The organism is Halostella litorea (genome assembly GCF_004785955.1).
In the GTDB taxonomy this organism is placed as follows: Archaea; Halobacteriota; Halobacteria; order Halobacteriales; family Natronoarchaeaceae; genus Halostella; species Halostella litorea.
Map to the genome: position 1 here is coordinate 698,637 of NZ_ML214300.1, position 15,416 is coordinate 714,052.

A 15,416-nucleotide genomic window follows, 5' to 3' on the forward strand; every position below is an offset into this window, starting at 1 on the left:
GTCGGCACCGCCCGCCTGCCTACAGCGACGTCGGGTCGAACCGGCGGTTGTGCCCGTCCCACTCGTCGCCACCCTCGCCCCGCGTGTCGAGGTACACCTCCAGCCCGTTGCCGTCGGGGTCGTCGAAGTAGATCGCCTTGCTGATCCCGTGGTCGACCGGCGAGACGTCGACGCCCCGCTCGCGGAGGCGCTCGTACGTCGCCCGGAGCGCCGCGGGCGTCGGCACCTCGAACGCCGCGTGGTACAGTCCGACGCCCGGGCCGGGTGCCGGTGCGTCCTCGCCGACCGCCTGGAGCGCGACGTCGTGGTGGCGCTCGCCCCACGAGAGAAAGGCGAAGCGGTCGTACCGTTCCTCGACGTCGAGGCCGAGCGCGTCGGTGTAAAAGGACAGCGCCCGCTCGACGTCCCGGACCTTCAGGTGGACGTGCCCGACGCGGTCGGGCCGCGGTTCGCTCATGCTGGCGATCCGGCGTTCTTGGTGAAAAGTCGACTGGCCGCGGTCGGACCGGCCGCGGCCGGTGGCCGGTGACGCGACCCCTACGGGTCGTACCGGTCGGCCGCCGACTCGAAGCCAAGTTCGTCCTGCTCGCGGCTCCGCCGCTGTTCCGCGGCCGCGACCGCCTCGGGGTCCGGTGCGGCGTCGTCGGTGATCCGCGCCCACGAGTCGTGGACCTTCGCGTGACACCAGCGACAGAGGTACACCGTGATCTCGTGGGAGAGGTTCTCGCCGGTGCCCGCGTAGGAGAGGTGGTGTTCCTCCAGCAGCGGGCGCTCGTCGGAGTGGGCCATCCGCCGCTCGGCGAGGCCACAGCGGACGCACTCGCGGTCGCGGTTGCGCGAACGGAAGTGCGGGCAGTCGGCCCACTCCGGGTCGCCGTCCGCGTCGTCGGCAAACCCCGCCGAGTCGGTTCCGACGGCGACGACCGGACACGCGAAGTCGTCGGCGCGGCGCTCCCGGGCGAACTCCCGGTCCTGCTCCGGGTGCTCGAACGCGAACCGGCAGCGCCCGTCGTCGGTGAGGTGGTCGCAGACCCCCGCGTGCTCGTACGGGTCGTCGACGCCGACGGTCGTGCCCTGTGGCGTCTTCTCCATGGGCGGGGATCGGCGTCGACGGGTTTCAATCGCTCGCCTCCGGCACCGCCCGGGTCCGTCCCCGAGTCGGCCCGCGCGGCCGGCGGCCGCACCGGAGGGCAAGCCATTTGCCGCCGCCGCGCCACCGCTCGGTCGTGCGACTGGTCCACGAACCCGCCGACGCCGAGGAAGCCCGGGACGCCGGCGACGGGGCGCGAACGCTCGCCAGCGACGTGGAGCGGGCCGACTCGTGGCTGGCCCGGGCGCGCGGCCTGATGTTCCGACGGGAGGTGCCCGAGGACTACGCGCTGTACTTCCCGTTCGGGGCGACGAAGCGCCGCGGCATCCACACCGCGTTCGTCCGGGTCCCCATCGACGTGGTGTGGCTGGCAAACGGGACGGTGACCCGCGTCGAGACGCTCGCCCCCTGGCGGAGCGTCGCGACCGCCGAGGCCGACGCCGTGGTCGAACTGGCGGCCGGGGGCGCGGCGGGCGTAAGCGCCGGTGACGCGGTCCGACTCGCGGACTGAGCGGGCCGACAGCAATATCTGTCACAAAGGACGGTTTATACCGGCGTGGCTCGTAACGACCAACTGGTTACTCATGACCGGTGGCCGATTTATTCGGGGTTCCTCCCGAATCAACTAATCTCACTGACGGTGCCGACGTACAGCTTCTCGACACGACGCTCCGGGACGGCGAACAGGCCCCGGGTATCTCGCTGACTCCCGAGGAGAAAGCGGAGATAGCCGCGGCGCTGGACCGGGCGGACGTCTCGACCATCGAGGCCGGGAGCGCCTGCACGGGCGAGGGCGAGCGCCGGACGATCCGGCGCGTCACGGACCTCGACCTGGACGCCCGGATCACCAGCTTCGCGCGGGGCGTCCGCAACGACATCGACCTGGCGATAGACTGCGGCGTCGACGGCGTGAACCTCGTCGTCCCCGCCAGCGACCGCCACGTCGAGACGAAGATAGACACCACCCGCGACGAGGTGGTCCGGGACGCCGTGGAACTCGTCGAGTACGCCACGGACCACGGCCTCTGGGTCGAGGTGATCGGGGAGGACGGCTCCCGGGCCGACCTGGACTTCCTCGAACGCCTCATGGCGGCGGTGCTCGACGCCGGCGCGGACCGCGTCTGCTTCGCGGACACGGTCGGCCACGCGGGGCCGGAGCGCTGCGTCGAGGCCGTCTCCCGGCTCGCCGAACTCGGGCCGGTCAGCGCCCACACTCACGACGACCTCGGCATGGGCGTGACGAACGCGCTCGCCAGCGTCGCCGCCGGAGCCGACCTCGTCCACGCGACGGTCAACGGGCTCGGCGAGCGCGCCGGCAACGTCGCGCTGGAGGAGGTCGCCATCGCGCTCGACCACGCATACGGCGTGGAGACGGTCGACACCACCCAGCTGTACGAGCTGGGTCAGACGGTCGCCCGGACGACGGGCGTCCAGACCGCGCCGAACAAGGCCGTCACCGGCGACAACGCCTTCACCCACGAGAGCGGCATCCACACGGACGGGACGCTCAAGGACGAGGCGATGTACGAGCCGTACCCGCCCGAGAAGGTGGGCCGCGAGCGCCGGATCGTGCTCGGCAAGCACACCGGCCGGGCCGGCGCGCGGGCCGCCCTGGCGGAGCACGGCCTCGACGTGAGCGACGAGGACCTCACGGAGGTCGTCGAGCGCGTCAAGACCATCGCCGACCGCGGCAAGCGCGTCACCGACGCGGACCTGCTCGCCATCGCCGAGGAGGTGACCGGCCGCGACCGCGAGCGCCGGGTCGAACTGAAGGACCTCACCGCGGCCAGCGGCGGCGGCACGCCGACCGCGAGCGTCCGCCTCGAAGTCGACGGCGAGGAGCGCGTCGCCAGCGGCACCGGTTCCGGGCCGGTCGACGCCGCCGTCACCGCGATGCGCGAGGCGCTTGGCGCGGCGGCCGACGCCACGCTGGAGTCGTACCACGTCGACGCGATCACCGGCGGCACGGACGCCGTCGTCACCGTCGAGGTGGAGATGACCCGCGGCGACCACAGCGTCGCGGTCGCCGCCAGCGACGCCGACATCACGAGCGCCAGCGTCCAGGCGATGGTCGACGCGGTCGACCGCCTGCTGACGCTGCCCGGCGCGGACGAGCGGCCGGCGCTGGCCGACGACTGACGCCGACCGCGGCGGGCCGCGCCGTTAGCTGACCCGTTTTCTCACGGCGCGGACGCCCCTGCGACCGATCTGTGCCGCGCCGACCACGGCGAAGACGGCCGTCCCGACGACGACGCCCGCGAAGACGCCGGGCAGCGCCGGGAGCGGCGTGAACTGGGCGGCGACGTGGAGGACGACGGCGACGAGCCACAGGGCGTACATGGCGACGGCGAACCGGCGGAGGCGGACGCGCATGCCGGGACGGTCGGCGCGGGGGCGAATAGGCGTGGCGGCTCGCAGCGGGTCACGGAGCGGTCGCCACCCCGGCACAGCCCCGCGCCCCCGAGCCAAGCTTTTCAAGTAGTTCAACCCAGTACTGTGGCACAACTGATGAGCGAGGATTTCTACGACGTTCTCGGCGTGAGTTCGGACGCGTCCGAGGAGGAGATACAGCGGGCCTACCGGGAGATGGCGAGCGAGTACCATCCGGACGTCAGCGACGACCCGGACGCCGAGGAGAAGTTCAAGAAAGCGAAGAAAGCCAAGGAGGTGCTGACCGACGAGGAGAAGCGCCGGGCCTACGACCGCATGGGCCACGAGCGGTTCGAACAGGCCGAGAAGCGCGGCGGGTTCGACGGCGGCCGCGGCGGCGCCGGCGGGGCCGGCGGCGACCCGTTCGGCGGCGGCGGGCCGTTCGGCGGCGGGGGCGGCGGGATGGGCGACATCTTCGAGCAGTTCTTCGGCGGCGGGGCCAGCGGCGGTCGCAACCGCGCCCGCCAGGGGTCGGACCTGCGGACGCGAGTCCGGATCGACTTAGAGGAGGCGTACGAGGGCTCGGAGAAGAGCGTCACCGTGCGCCGGCCCGAGCGCTGCGAGGCGTGCGACGGCGCGGGCCACCCGCCGGACACCGACGCCCGGACCTGCCCCGAGTGCAACGGCCGCGGGCAGACGCGACAGGTCCAGCAGACGCCGCTGGGCCGGGTCCAGCAGACGGGCACCTGTCGCCGCTGCGAGGGCGAGGGCGAACTGTACGAGGAGACCTGTAGCGACTGCGGCGGCCAGGGACAGGTGCGCCGGGAGGCGACGCTCTCGGTGGATATCCCGGCCGGGATCCAGGACGGCCAGACCCTCCGGATGGAGGGCGAGGGCGCGCCGGGCGAGAACGGCGGCCCCAACGGCGACCTGCTCATCGAGGTGTCGGTCGCGGACCACCCCGAGTTCGAGCGCGACGGCGACGACCTTCACCACCGCCACGCCATCAGCTTCCCGCAGGCGACGTTCGGCGACACCATCGAGGTGCCGACGATGGACGGCCCGGTCGAACTCGACGTGCCCGCCGGCACCCAGAGCGGCGAGACGTTCCGCCTGCAGGGCAAGGGGATGCCCCGCCTCCGCCGGCGCGGGCACGGCGACCTCCACGTCACGGTGCAGGTCGTCACCCCCGAGAGCCTGAACGAGGAACAGCGCGAGGCCCTGGAGGCGTTCGCCGAGGCCGGCGGCGAGGAGATAGAGGTCGACAAGGGCTTCTTCGAGAAGATAAAGAGTTCGCTGTGACCGGCGACGGCGTCCCGGCGGGCTTTTTCCGGCGGGGGCCGAAGCGTCGGGCATGGAGACGGTAGACGACCTCCTCGCTCGCGACCGGCGGAGCGAGGCGACGGCGCTCTCGGTCGCCGACGGGGCGACGTACGACTACCACCGCTTCCTGACGACGGCCTGGAAGACGGGGAACTTCCTGCGGCACCAGGGCGTCCGCGAGGGCGTGACCGTCGCCGCCGCCGACGACCGCGCCTCCCAGCCGCTGTTTACCTTTCTCGGGACGGCGATGCTCGGCGGCGCGACGCGCTTCGTCGACCCGGCCGAGTCGCCCGGCGACGTGCAGGCGGTCGTCTACCCGGCGGCCGCCGCCGACGCCGCGACGGTCCCGGCCCGGACGAACCGCGTCGGCTACGGCGACGAGCCGACCGACCCCGCGGTCGCCCACTTCGGGCGGGACGTCTGGAGCGAGAACCCCTCGTTCCCGCCGGTCGAGCGCGACCCCGAGTCGGCCGTGCTGGCGGCCGACGGGGCGACCTACTCCCACCGCGACCTGCTGACGGCGGCCGAGCGCGTCGTCGAGTCGGCGGGGCTGACCGACGAGGACGCCGTCGCGGTCCGCGCGCCGCTCGCTCGTCCGGGCACCGTCGTCGCGGGCGTCGTCGCGCCGCTGCTCGCGGGCGCTGCGGTGTCGCTGCCCGGCGAGGCGGCCGCCGGGACCGTCGCCGTGGCGGCCGGGGACGCGCCGGAGGGGCGGACGGTCGACCCCGCGGACGCCGCGCCGTAACGTGGGAATGGGTAACAGTCCCGCGGAAGGAATTTAGGCCCCCTTTTCGATCCCCGTGATATGCCCGGAGCAGCCTTCCGCCGCGGCGACCGTGTCACCCTCCGCACGGTCGAGCGAGAGGACGCCGAGTTCGTCCAGCGCGGCCACAACCACCCGGAAGTCGGCGTATCGCTGGGGCTCGACCGCCCCGAGAACGAGAGCGAGGCCGAGGCCAACATCGAGAGCGGCGAGGACGACCCGCTGAACGTGAGCCTGCTCGCCTGCCTCGACGACGGCGACGGGCCGACCCCCATCGGCAAGGTGACGCTGATGAACCTCCACCACACCCGGCCCGAGATATCGTACTGGCTCCTCCCCGAGTACCACGGCGAGGGGTACGGCACGGAGGCCGTCGGCGTCCTCGTCGACTACGCGTTCGAGTCCCAAGAGATCCGCGGCCTGCAGGCGCAGGCGTTCGCGCCGAACGAGGGGTCGGTCGGCGTGCTGGAGAACCTCGGGTTCACCCACGAGGGGACGCTGCGCGACGCCCGGTTCCGCGACGGCGAGTACGTCGACGTCGTGTGGTACGGACTGCTCCGCGAGGAGTGGGAGGACCGCTGATGCCGGGACCCATCGTCGAGACCGGCGACGACGTCGTCCTCCGCACGGTCGAGCGCGAGGACGACGCGTTCGTCCAGCGCCTCTACGCGGACCGGTGGGCGCGGGTCGGCTTCCACGAGCACGGCCACAAGAACGGCGCCGAGGTCGAGGAGATACTCGAGGAGGAGTTCGAGGAGCGCGACGCGGCGGCGTACCTCGCCTGCGTCGACGAACCGGACGCGCCCTGGGACCACCCCGACGAGGACGAGACGACGCCCGTCGGACTGGTCGTCGCGACCCACGTCGACCGGGACCGCCCGGGCTTCGTCCACTGGGTCGCCCCGGAGTTCCGCGGCGAGGGGTACGGCGTCGAGGCGCTCGAACTCGCGGTCGACACGGTGTTCCGGACGTACGACGCCAACACCGTCGGGACGGAGGTCGTCGCCGGCAACGAGCGGGCGCGCGACCGCGTCGAGGAGATCGGCTTCGTCGAGGAGGGCCGCAACCGCGAGGTGCTGTTCGTCGACGGCGAGTACCGCGACGTGTCCCAGTACGGACTGCTTCACGAGGAGTGGGAGGACCGCTGATGCCGGGACCCATCGTCAGGGAGGGCGACCGCCTCGTCCTGCGGACCGTCGAGCGCGACGACGCCGCGTTCGTCCAGCGCGGGAGCACGGACCCGCGGATCCGGTTCCCGTTCGGGGCGATGTACCCCGGCAGCCGCGCCGAGCAGGAGGCGGGGATGGAGGGGTGGCTGGAGACCGACGGCGTCGCCGCGTACCTCGCCTGCGTCGACGACCCGGACGCGCCGGCCGGGCGGCCGGACGACGAGGCGGCCGACGCGACGACGCCGGTCGGGATGGTCAGCGCGCGCGGCCTCGACGGCGACCGCCCGTGGCTGGCGTACTGGCTGCTCCCCGAACACCAGGGCGAGGGGTACGGCACCGAGATGGTGCGCCTCGCGGTCGACGACGTCTTCGCCTCGCACCCGGTCCATGGGATCAGCGCGGGCGTGTACGACTACAACGAGGCCTCCCGCGGGCTGCTCGAATCGCTCGGGTTCCGACAGGAGTCACGGCGGCGGCAGTCCCGCTACGTCGACGGCGCGTACCGCGACGAACTCCAGTACGGCCTGCTGCGCCGGGAGTGGGAGGGCGACTGATGCCCGGCCCGGTCGTCGCGTCCGGGGAGCGCGTCGCCCTCCGGACCGTCGAGCGCGACGACGCCGCGTTCCTCCAGACGGCCGCGACCCACCCCCGCGTCCGGTTCTCGCTCGGCATGGCCGCCCACTAGTCGGAGGCCGAGAGCCGAGAGCGGGTCGAGGAAGACACGGAGACCGACGGGACGCTCGGCTTCCTCGTCTGTCTGGACGACCCGGACGCCCCGGCCGGTTGCCCCGACGAGGGCGAGACGACGCCCGTCGGCGCGGTCCACGTCCGCGGCCTCGACGGCGAACGGGCGTGGCTCGGCTACTGGCTCGCCCCCGACTACCACGGCGAGGGCTACGCCGGCGAGGCGGTCGAACTGGTCGTCGACGAGGTGTTCGACTCGCACCCGGTCCACGGGGTCAGCGCCGGCGCGTACGACTACAACGAGGCCTCCCGCGGGCTGCTCGAATCGCTCGGGTTCCGGCAGGAGGCCCGCCTGCGGAACGCGTGGTACGTCGACGGCGAGTACCGCGACGGGATCCAGTACGGGCTGTTGCGCCGCGAGTGGGAGTCGTAGGGCGGCCCCGACGCGCCGGCGACCGCGCTACCGCGCCGCCTCGATCCCCTCCAGCGCCTCGGGGTTCTCGATGCTGCTCATGTCGCCCAGGTCCTCGCCGGAGTACGTCGCCTCGATGGCCCGGCGGATGATCTTCCCGGACTGGGTCTTGGGGAACTCGTCGACGAACAGCACCTCGCGGGGGCGGAATGGCTTGCCCAGTTCCGCGCCGACCTGCGCGCGCAGTTCCTCGCGGAGGTCGTCCGTCTCCTCGACGCCGTCCGCGACGATGACGTAGGCGACGACGGCGGTGCCGGTGGTGTCGTCGGGCGCGCCGACGGCGGCCGCCTGGTTCACCGCGTCGTGGTCGATGAGCGCGCCCTCGACCTCGGCGGGGCCGACCTTCCGGCCGGCGACGTTCAGGGCGTCGTCTGCCCGGCCGTGGAGGAACCAGAAGCCGTCCGCGTCCTGCTGGGCCCAGTCGCCGTGGTCCCAGAGGTCGTCCCACGTCGACCAGTACTCCTCTATGTAGCGCTCGTCGCCCTCCCACAGCGACTTCGTCATGCTGGGACAGGAGTCGCGCGCGACGAGGAAGCCCCGCTCGTCGTCGTCGGCGACGGACTCGCCCGCGCGGTTCACGATGTCGATGTCCATGCCGAGGCCGGGGCCGCCGAGCGTGCAGGGCTTGAGCGGCTGGGTCGGCATCGGCATGAGGAAACAGCCACAGATCTCCGTGCCGCCGGAGATGTTGATTATCGGCGCGTCGCCGCCGCCGACCGTCTCGTGGAACCACTTCCAGGACTCGGGGTCCCACGGCTCGCCGGTCGACCCGAGTATCCGGAGGCTGGAGAGGTCGTGGCCCTCGACCCACTCGTCGCCGCGCTTGCGGAGCGCGCGGATCGCCGTCGGGGAGATGCCGAACACGGAGAGGTCGTGGCGGTCGATCATCCCCCAGAAGCGGTCCGGTTCGGGGTGGTCCGGCGCGCCCTCGTACATGAACACGGTGCCGCCGAAGTGGTGGTTGCCGATCAGCGTCCACGGCCCCATCATCCAGCCGATGTCGCTGACCCAGAAGAAGCGGTCGTGGTCCTTCTGGTCGAAGCCGAAGTGTATCTCCTTGGCACACTGCGTGAGCACGCCCGCGTGGGTGTGGACGATCCCCTTCGGCCGGCCGGTCGTCCCCGAGGAGTACAGCAGCATCGACTCCTGGTCGGAGGGGAGTTCCTTCGTGTCGTACTCGTCGGACTCGGTCGCCACGGCGTCGCTCCACCACTCGTCGCGGCCGTCGTCCCACGGGATCGACGCGTCGGCGTCGGGGTCGCTGGCGCCGAGGCGGTCGTACACGACGGTGTGCTCGACGTGGCCCGCCTCCGCGATGGCCTCGTCGGCGGTCCCCTTCAGGTACACCTCATCGCCGCGGCGGTAGAAGCCGTCCCCGGTGAAAAGCACCGACGGCTCGCTGTCGGCGATCCGGGTCGCGGTCGCGTCGACGCCGAAGCCCGAGAAGATCGGGACGGCGACCGCGCCGACCTTGAAACAGCCATAGAGGATGCTCACGACCTCGGGGACCATCGGCATGTACAGCGCGACGGTGTCGCCGACGCCGACGCCGCGGGCTTCGAGGGCGTTCGCCACCTGGTTCGACTGACGGTGGAGTTCGTGGTAGGTGACCTCCCGCACGTCGCCGGGTTCGCCCTCCCAGATGCAGGCGACCTTGTTGCGCGTCCCGCTGTCGGTGGCGGCGTGGCGGTCCAGCGTGTTGTGGGCGACGTTGATGGTGCCGCCGGGGTACCAGTCGGTGAACTGCGGCCCCTCGGAGTCGTCCCGCACCTGGTCGTACGCCTCGAAGAACTCCACGTCGAGGTAGTCGACGACCTCGTCCCAGAACCAGTCGACGCCCGACGCCTCGACGCCCGCTATCTCGGTGGTCGTCCGCCGGATCAACTCGTCGTAGTCGTCGATGTCGTGTTCGCGCATGAACGCCGTCACGTTCGCTGCCTCGACGAACTCCTCGCTCGGCGTGTGGACGACCTCGTCCACGTCGGCAAGTGATTCCATGGTCCCGTTGGCAAGTCTTGCAGGATCGACCAAGAACTTTCCGAGGTTCCGAGCACTGCACACGCTTTTCACCGCGGGGTGCCAACGAGTGCCCATGTACGTCCGGGACGCGAAAAACAGGGAGGAAGTCTGGCTGCTCGACCACCTCGAAGCGATGGGGCTGGACGAGACGGCGTTTCGGTCCCGCGACTACGTGATCGCCCTGGACGAGGGGAGCGGTACGAAGGCCGGCTTCGGCCGGATCCGGATCCACAAGACCGAGGGCGACGACGTCTGCGAACTCACCAGCATCGGCGTCCTCGACGGCTGGCGGGGCCAGGGGGTCGGCGCCCACGTCGTCGAGCGCCTCGTCGAACACGCCCGCGACGAGGGCTTTTCGTTCGTGTACGCGCTGGTCGACGAGCCGTCCTACCTCGCGCAGTTCGGCTTCGAGCGCATCGGCGAGGACGAACTCCCGAACGGGCTCCGCGACCGCCTGGAGAAAAAGCGCGAGGCGACCGCGCCCGATGCGGTCCCCATGGTGCTTTCCGTCTCCGAGTTCGTGATGCCCGACCGCCTCCGGCAGCGGTTCAAGGACGCGGCCCTCGACGGGAGCGAGGAACCCGAGGAGTCGCCGGAGGACTTCGGCATCGATCCCGAGAGCGCCTCATACAAGTACGACACCGGCGGCTGAGCGGGACCGGCCGGTCAGTCCCAGGCGCTCTCGTGTTCGTGTTCGCGAGCGTCGGCCTCGGCGTCCCGCTCGTGGACGAACCCGCCCTTGAACGCGACCCAGCCGATGACGCTGATAAAGAGGATCGGCGGGAGGATGGCAAAGCCCCACAGCGGGTTGACCCCCCAGGTGAGGATGAGCAGCAGGTTCCCCACCCCCAGCGCGACGAACGGCGCGATGTACAGCGCCGCGCGCTTGCGGTTCGTCGCGCCGTCGTCGTCGGGTATCGGCGCTCCGTCGGCCGGAGCGGCGGCCTCGTCGTCGGGAGCGGGCGTCGACATACGTGACGGTGGGACCGCCACGGGCAAAAACTGACCGGTGAAGGTTTCACGCCGTCCCGCGTAGCCCGACACATGGCCGACACGGAGCGGGTCTGGCTGGTCGAGCGCACGTACTCCGACGACGAGCAGAACATCATCATCCTCGTGTACGCCACGTCGGACGGCGAGCGTTATCTCCGGAAGGAGCGGGCGCTGACCAGTTTCGAGTCCGCGGGGCCGGAGACGACGGCGGCGCTCGACGTCGACCCGGAGCGCCTCGGCAACGTCGGCGACGCGGAGACGACGGAGCGCTACGCCGCCGAAGCCGGGCGGATGGCCGCCGTCCACGACCCCGGCGACGCCGTGTGAGGCCTGCCGGGTTTAACTCGCCGCGTCGCGTCCGCTCACCATGGTATCCGATCGCGAGGCCGTGGCGAACGCCGTCGACGACCTGGTCGACGAAGCGGGGGGCTGGCGGCACGTCCAGGTCGGCGAGCACCGCTTCGGCGGCACGGAGTTCCGGGTCGGGCCACGCGAGATAGGCCACGTCCACGCCTGGGGGATGGTCGACATCGCGTACCTCCGGAAGCTCCGCGACGTCCTGGTCGACGCGGGCCACACCGGCCCCCACCACCTGCTGCCGGAGTCGGGCTGGACGACGTACTACGTCGAGTCCCCGGACGACTACGACCACGCGCGGTGGCTCCTCCGGCTGTCGTACCTCTACCACGTCAACGCGTTGAAGCGGACGCCCGCGGGTGCCGAGGAGTTCGCCGACGTGGACGTCGCAGCCGACCTCGACGAACTGGACCCGGACGGGGCGGTCCGGGACGCGTTCGAACGCCGCTGATTCGGGCGGCTACGGGCCGCGTGGCGCGAACGCGGGAGCGCCGCCCGCCGCCGTTCCGTCAACGATTAAGTCCCCGGCAACCCTCGTTTTAAATAATGTTCGACCCGGACGACCTCGAATCGATCCGCGAGGCGAAAGCCGAGTGGGAGGACGAGGACGTGGAGCCGACCGTCGAGCGGTTCGGGGAGCGCAAGGCGGAGTTCACGACCGACACCGGCGGCCGGACGGTCGACCGGCTGTACACGCCCGACGACGTGGCCGACATGGACTACGACGACGACCTCGGGTTCCCCGGCCGGGAGCCGTACACCCGCGGCGTCTACTCGACGGGCTACCGCGGCCGCCTGTGGACGATGCGCCAGTACGCCGGCTTCGGCACGCCCGAGGAGACCAACGAGCGGTTCAACTACCTGCTCGACGAGGGCCAGACCGGCCTCTCGATGGCGTTCGACCTGCCGACGCAGATGGGGTACGACTCCGACGACGCGATGGCCGCCGGCGAGGTGGGCAAGTCCGGCGTCGCCATCGACACGCTGGCCGACATGGAGACGGTGTTCGACGGCATCCCGCTGGACGAGGTGTCGACGTCGATGACGATCAACGCGCCGGCGTCGGTGCTGCTCGCGATGTACATCGCCGTCGGCGACGACCAGGGCGTCGACCGCGAGGAGCTCCGGGGCACCATCCAGAACGACCTGCTGAAGGAGTACGTCGCGCGCAACACGTACATCTACCCGCCGGAGCCCTCGATGCGGATCATCACGGACATCTTCGAGTACTGCGCCGCGGAGACGCCGAAGTTCAACACCATCTCCATCTCCGGCTACCACATCCGCGAGGCGGGCGCGACCGCCGCCCAGGAGCTCGCTTTCACCATCGGCAACGGCATCGAGTACGTCGAGGCGGCGCTCGACGCCGGGCTGGACGTCGACGACTTCGCCCCCCAGCTGTCCTTTTTCTTCAACGCCCACAACAACATCTTCGAGGAGGTCGCGAAGTTCCGCGCCGCCCGGCGGATGTGGGCCGAGATCATGGAGGAGCGGTTCGACGCCGAGAACCCCAAGTCGAAACAGCTCAAGTTCCACACCCAGACCGCCGGGTCGACGCTCACCGCCCAGCAGATAGAGAACAACGTCGTCCGCGTCGCCTACCAGGCGCTTGCCGCCGTGCTCGGCGGCACCCAGAGCCTCCACACGAACGGGAAAGACGAGGCGCTGGCGCTCCCGACCGAGGAGAGCGTCCGCACCGCCCTGCGCACCCAGCAGATCCTCGCCCACGAGTCCGGCGCGGCCGACACCATCGACCCGCTGGCCGGGAGCTACTACGTCGAGAGCCTCACCGACGAACTCGAATCCGAGGCGTTCGACATCCTCGACACCGTCGACGGGAAAGGCGGCATGCTCCGCGCGGTCGAGGAGCAGTGGGTCCAGCGCCAGATCCAGGACACCGCCTTCGACCGCCAGCAGGAGATAGAGGAGGGCGACCGGGTCATCGTCGGCGTCAACGAGTTCGAGACCGACGAGGAGCCGGAGATGGACATCCAGGAGGTGACCGAGGAGGACGAGCGCCGCCAGATCGACCGGCTGGAGTCGGTCAAGGAGGACCGCGACGACGAGGCCGTCGAGGCCGCCCTCGCCGCGCTCCGCGAGGCCGCCGAGGGCGACGAGAACGTGATGCCGTACATCGTCGACGCCGTCAAGGCGTACGCGACGGTCGGCGAGGTCTGTGACGTGCTCCGGGACACGTTCGGCGAGTACCACCCCGGGAGCGCGCTGGGCTGAGGTTTTTGTACGGAGCCGCGGCCAGCGCCCGGCGTGCCCTGACCGCGGGCGCGCGGCGGCCGAGGCGGGTGTGCGACGCACCGCCGCGCGGGAGCCCGAGCGTCGCCCGTTCGCACCTTCTTAGTGGGTTCCCGACGTTGCCCCGCCCATGCAGTTCGACCACGCCGGGATCGCCACCGACGACGCCGACGCGCTCGCCGACCTGTACGCCGACCTGTTCGACGCGCCGGTCGCACACGAGGAGCACCTCGACGACCTGCGGGTCGTCTTCTTGGACCTCGGTGACGGCTACTTCGAACTCCTCGAACCGACCGACGAGGGGACCGTCGCGCGCTACCTCGACCGAAACGGGCCGGGCATCCACCACCTCGCGCTGGCGACCGACGACGTCGCGGCCGCGCTGGACGCCGCGCGCGACCACGGCGTCGAACTGATCGACGAGGAGCCCCGTCCGGGCGCGTGGGGCCACGATGTCGCGTTCCTGCACCCGAAGTCGACGGGCGGGGTGCTGGTCGAGTACGTGGAGCACTGAGCAATCGGCACCGTCACCGTACCCCCGCGAGGAGGCGTCCACCTTACCGCGTCGCCGGACCCGCGGCGTTCGCCCACGAGTCGACCCGGAACTGGACGCTCGCGTGGACCGCGTCGGGCGGCGATTCCCACCACGCCACGTCGGTGACCGCGTCCCCGCAGGCCCGCGGTGACCCTGACTCGTGGCGGGCGTCGAACAGCGTCCAGAGGCTGTGTATCGCGCGGTCGTCGCCGTCAACGGGCACGACCCGCCGTCGACGCACCCGGTGGAGGCCGCTGACCGCACAGCGGACGTCGACCGCCTCCCTGACGGCCCGAACGGCCGCCGCCTCCAGGGATTCGTCCCCGTCGGTCGTGGTGCCGGGGACGCCCCACAGCTCGCCGCTTTCGCGGGTCCGGACGAGCAGCAACCGGTCGCCGTCGAGGACGCAGGCGCTCGCGCTCCCGGCCTGGCTCCGGCGGGCCTGCTCCCGGGCGGCGTCGAACTCCTCGCGGGGGAGTTCGACGGTGTCGCCGGACACGCTGAACTCCCCGTACTCCTCCCGAAGCCTGGAGACGCGCTCGTTGACTGCCCGCCGCGTCTCCTCGGTCAAGGACATGTAGGATTTCCAATGGCCGACCGGTACTTAGTACCCGGCGACGTTTCACGGCGATGCAGTCGGGCGGTTTCGCGTCGGTGTCGGTCAGCCGAAGTTCTCGACCTTGACGTCGTCCGGGTCGCCGCCGGCGGCCTCGACGGCCGCGAGCGCGTCGTCGACGAACTCGCTGAACCCGAACACGTACACCTGCCCGCGGCCGAGCGCTTCGGCGACGCCCGCGTCGAGGCTGTCGGACGTCAGGACGACGGTCGCGCCGCCCGCGGACAGCGCCGCGAGGCGCTCCTCGTGTGCGGGCGCATCGTCACGGTACACTACGGCGGCGTCGTACCCGTCGGCCAGCGCGCGCTCGGCCATCCCGACCGCGGGGCCGACGCCGGGCCCGCCGGCGAGCAGCACCACGTCGGTGTCGTCATACACCACGGTGCCGAACGGCCCCTCGACGGTCACCTCGTCGCCGGGCGACAGGTCCGCCAGCCAGGGGCTGAGGTCGCCGTCGGGGTCGACGCCGACGGTTATCTCGAAGGTGTCGTTCACGTCGGGCGAGGAGAGCGTGTAGTGGCGGGAGACCTCCTCGCCGTCGACCGTGGCGCGCAGGAGCACGAACTGTCCGGGCGCGGCGTCGAACCCGGCCGGCGTCTCGAACTGCAAGGCGATCGTGTCGGCACCGACGGAGCGAACGTCGCGGACCGACACCTGAGTTGCGTCCATACGCCCCGGTAGCGGGGGGCCGGACAAAGGCCTTCCTTTCGGAGGCGACGGCGTACGCACCGTTCTCTCGGCTTCGCCGAGAGTCCTTCACGGTCGACCTGTACGG

The 15,416-nt window shown here is 71.3% G+C and carries 20 protein-coding genes and 1 pseudogene; 14 read left to right on the top strand and 7 right to left on the bottom strand.

The annotated features are described in order from the left end of the window. Window positions 1-19: 19 nt before the first annotated feature. On the bottom strand, window positions 20-457 hold the full coding sequence (locus tag EYW40_RS03645; protein WP_135820248.1) for a VOC family protein: 438 nt from the start codon (window positions 455-457) through the stop codon (window positions 20-22). Between the two features lie 80 nt (window positions 458-537). After that, on the bottom strand, window positions 538-1,092 hold the full coding sequence (locus EYW40_RS03650) for a DUF7097 family protein (RefSeq protein ID WP_135820249.1): 555 nt from the start codon (window positions 1,090-1,092) through the stop codon (window positions 538-540). A gap of 134 nt (window positions 1,093-1,226) precedes the next feature. On the opposite strand from EYW40_RS03650, the gene EYW40_RS03655 reads away from it, so the two are divergent. Next, a complete protein-coding gene (locus EYW40_RS03655; protein ID WP_135820250.1) occupies window positions 1,227-1,601 on the top strand; it encodes a DUF192 domain-containing protein in 375 nt (124 codons plus the stop codon). Between the two features lie 80 nt (window positions 1,602-1,681). Further along, on the top strand, window positions 1,682-3,229 hold the full coding sequence (locus EYW40_RS03660) for a 2-isopropylmalate synthase (protein WP_135820251.1): 1,548 nt from the start codon (window positions 1,682-1,684) through the stop codon (window positions 3,227-3,229). 24 nt (window positions 3,230-3,253) lie between these two features. Here EYW40_RS03660 and EYW40_RS03665 read toward each other — a convergent pair whose 3' ends face one another. Next, on the bottom strand, window positions 3,254-3,463 hold the full coding sequence (locus EYW40_RS03665; protein WP_135820252.1) for a hypothetical protein: 210 nt from the start codon (window positions 3,461-3,463) through the stop codon (window positions 3,254-3,256). 135 nt (window positions 3,464-3,598) lie between these two features. Here EYW40_RS03665 and dnaJ point away from each other — a divergent pair, with 135 nt between their 5' ends. The 7 genes and pseudogenes from dnaJ to EYW40_RS03695 all read left to right on the top strand — a co-directional run. Beyond that, on the top strand, window positions 3,599-4,762 hold the full coding sequence (gene dnaJ, locus EYW40_RS03670; RefSeq protein WP_135820253.1) for a molecular chaperone DnaJ: 1,164 nt from the start codon (window positions 3,599-3,601) through the stop codon (window positions 4,760-4,762). Window positions 4,763-4,814: 52 nt separating this feature from the next. Then, window positions 4,815-5,528 carry an acyl-CoA synthetase family protein gene (locus tag EYW40_RS03675; RefSeq protein ID WP_135820254.1) on the top strand — a complete coding sequence of 238 codons (714 nt, stop codon included), beginning with the start codon at window positions 4,815-4,817 and terminating at the stop codon, window positions 5,526-5,528. 60 nt (window positions 5,529-5,588) lie between these two features. Next, a complete protein-coding gene (locus EYW40_RS03680) occupies window positions 5,589-6,128 on the top strand; it encodes a GNAT family N-acetyltransferase (RefSeq protein ID WP_135820255.1) in 540 nt (179 codons plus the stop codon). Beyond that, the gene (locus EYW40_RS03685; RefSeq protein ID WP_135820256.1) at window positions 6,128-6,694 is read left to right on the top strand and encodes a GNAT family N-acetyltransferase; all 567 of its coding nucleotides are present in this window, start codon (window positions 6,128-6,130) and stop codon (window positions 6,692-6,694) included. Before EYW40_RS03680 ends, EYW40_RS03685 begins: the two co-directional genes overlap by 1 nt. Further along, the gene (locus EYW40_RS03690) at window positions 6,694-7,269 is read left to right on the top strand and encodes a GNAT family N-acetyltransferase (RefSeq protein WP_135820257.1); all 576 of its coding nucleotides are present in this window, start codon (window positions 6,694-6,696) and stop codon (window positions 7,267-7,269) included. The genes EYW40_RS03685 and EYW40_RS03690 overlap by 1 nt, the downstream gene beginning before the upstream one ends. Then, window positions 7,269-7,400, top strand: coding sequence for a hypothetical protein (locus EYW40_RS20365; RefSeq protein WP_310732449.1), 132 nt, complete (start codon window positions 7,269-7,271; stop codon window positions 7,398-7,400). Before EYW40_RS03690 ends, EYW40_RS20365 begins: the two co-directional genes overlap by 1 nt. Window positions 7,401-7,421: 21 nt before the next feature. Continuing rightward, a pseudogene (locus tag EYW40_RS03695) lies at window positions 7,422-7,832 on the top strand (GNAT family N-acetyltransferase); the annotation flags it as partial. A gap of 27 nt (window positions 7,833-7,859) precedes the next feature. On the opposite strand, the gene EYW40_RS03700 reads toward EYW40_RS03695, so the two are convergent. Beyond that, a complete protein-coding gene (locus EYW40_RS03700) occupies window positions 7,860-9,869 on the bottom strand; it encodes an AMP-binding protein (RefSeq protein ID WP_135820258.1) in 2,010 nt (669 codons plus the stop codon). A gap of 94 nt (window positions 9,870-9,963) precedes the next feature. Here EYW40_RS03700 and EYW40_RS03705 point away from each other — a divergent pair, with 94 nt between their 5' ends. Beyond that, a complete protein-coding gene (locus EYW40_RS03705; protein ID WP_135820259.1) occupies window positions 9,964-10,542 on the top strand; it encodes a GNAT family N-acetyltransferase in 579 nt (192 codons plus the stop codon). A gap of 14 nt (window positions 10,543-10,556) precedes the next feature. On the opposite strand, the gene EYW40_RS03710 is transcribed toward EYW40_RS03705, so the two are convergent. Continuing rightward, a complete protein-coding gene (locus tag EYW40_RS03710) occupies window positions 10,557-10,862 on the bottom strand; it encodes a DUF8142 family protein (RefSeq protein WP_135820260.1) in 306 nt (101 codons plus the stop codon). A 72-nt stretch (window positions 10,863-10,934) separates the two neighbouring features. Between EYW40_RS03710 and EYW40_RS03715 the strand changes: the two genes are divergently transcribed. The 4 genes from EYW40_RS03715 to mce all read left to right on the top strand — a co-directional run bounded on the left by EYW40_RS03715 (window position 10,935) and on the right by mce (window position 14,004). After that, a complete protein-coding gene (locus EYW40_RS03715) occupies window positions 10,935-11,210 on the top strand; it encodes a DUF7967 family protein (protein ID WP_135820261.1) in 276 nt (91 codons plus the stop codon). A gap of 40 nt (window positions 11,211-11,250) precedes the next feature. Beyond that, a complete protein-coding gene (locus EYW40_RS03720; RefSeq protein WP_161973154.1) occupies window positions 11,251-11,691 on the top strand; it encodes a luciferase domain-containing protein in 441 nt (146 codons plus the stop codon). 95 nt (window positions 11,692-11,786) lie between these two features. Further along, entirely contained in the window at window positions 11,787-13,472 is a 1,686-nt protein-coding gene (locus EYW40_RS03725) for an acyl-CoA mutase large subunit family protein (RefSeq protein ID WP_135820262.1), read from the top strand. Between the two features lie 148 nt (window positions 13,473-13,620). After that, window positions 13,621-14,004, top strand: a complete 384-nt coding sequence (gene mce, locus EYW40_RS03730; RefSeq protein WP_135820263.1) for a methylmalonyl-CoA epimerase — start codon at window positions 13,621-13,623, stop codon at window positions 14,002-14,004. A 43-nt stretch (window positions 14,005-14,047) separates the two neighbouring features. On the opposite strand, the gene EYW40_RS03735 is transcribed toward mce, so the two are convergent. Then, window positions 14,048-14,602, bottom strand: coding sequence for an NUDIX domain-containing protein (locus tag EYW40_RS03735; RefSeq protein WP_135820264.1), 555 nt, complete (start codon window positions 14,600-14,602; stop codon window positions 14,048-14,050). A gap of 84 nt (window positions 14,603-14,686) precedes the next feature. Next, complete coding sequence (locus tag EYW40_RS03740) at window positions 14,687-15,310, bottom strand: ferredoxin--NADP reductase (RefSeq protein WP_135820265.1); 624 nt, start codon at window positions 15,308-15,310, stop codon at window positions 14,687-14,689. Between the last annotated feature and the right edge of the window lie 106 nt (window positions 15,311-15,416).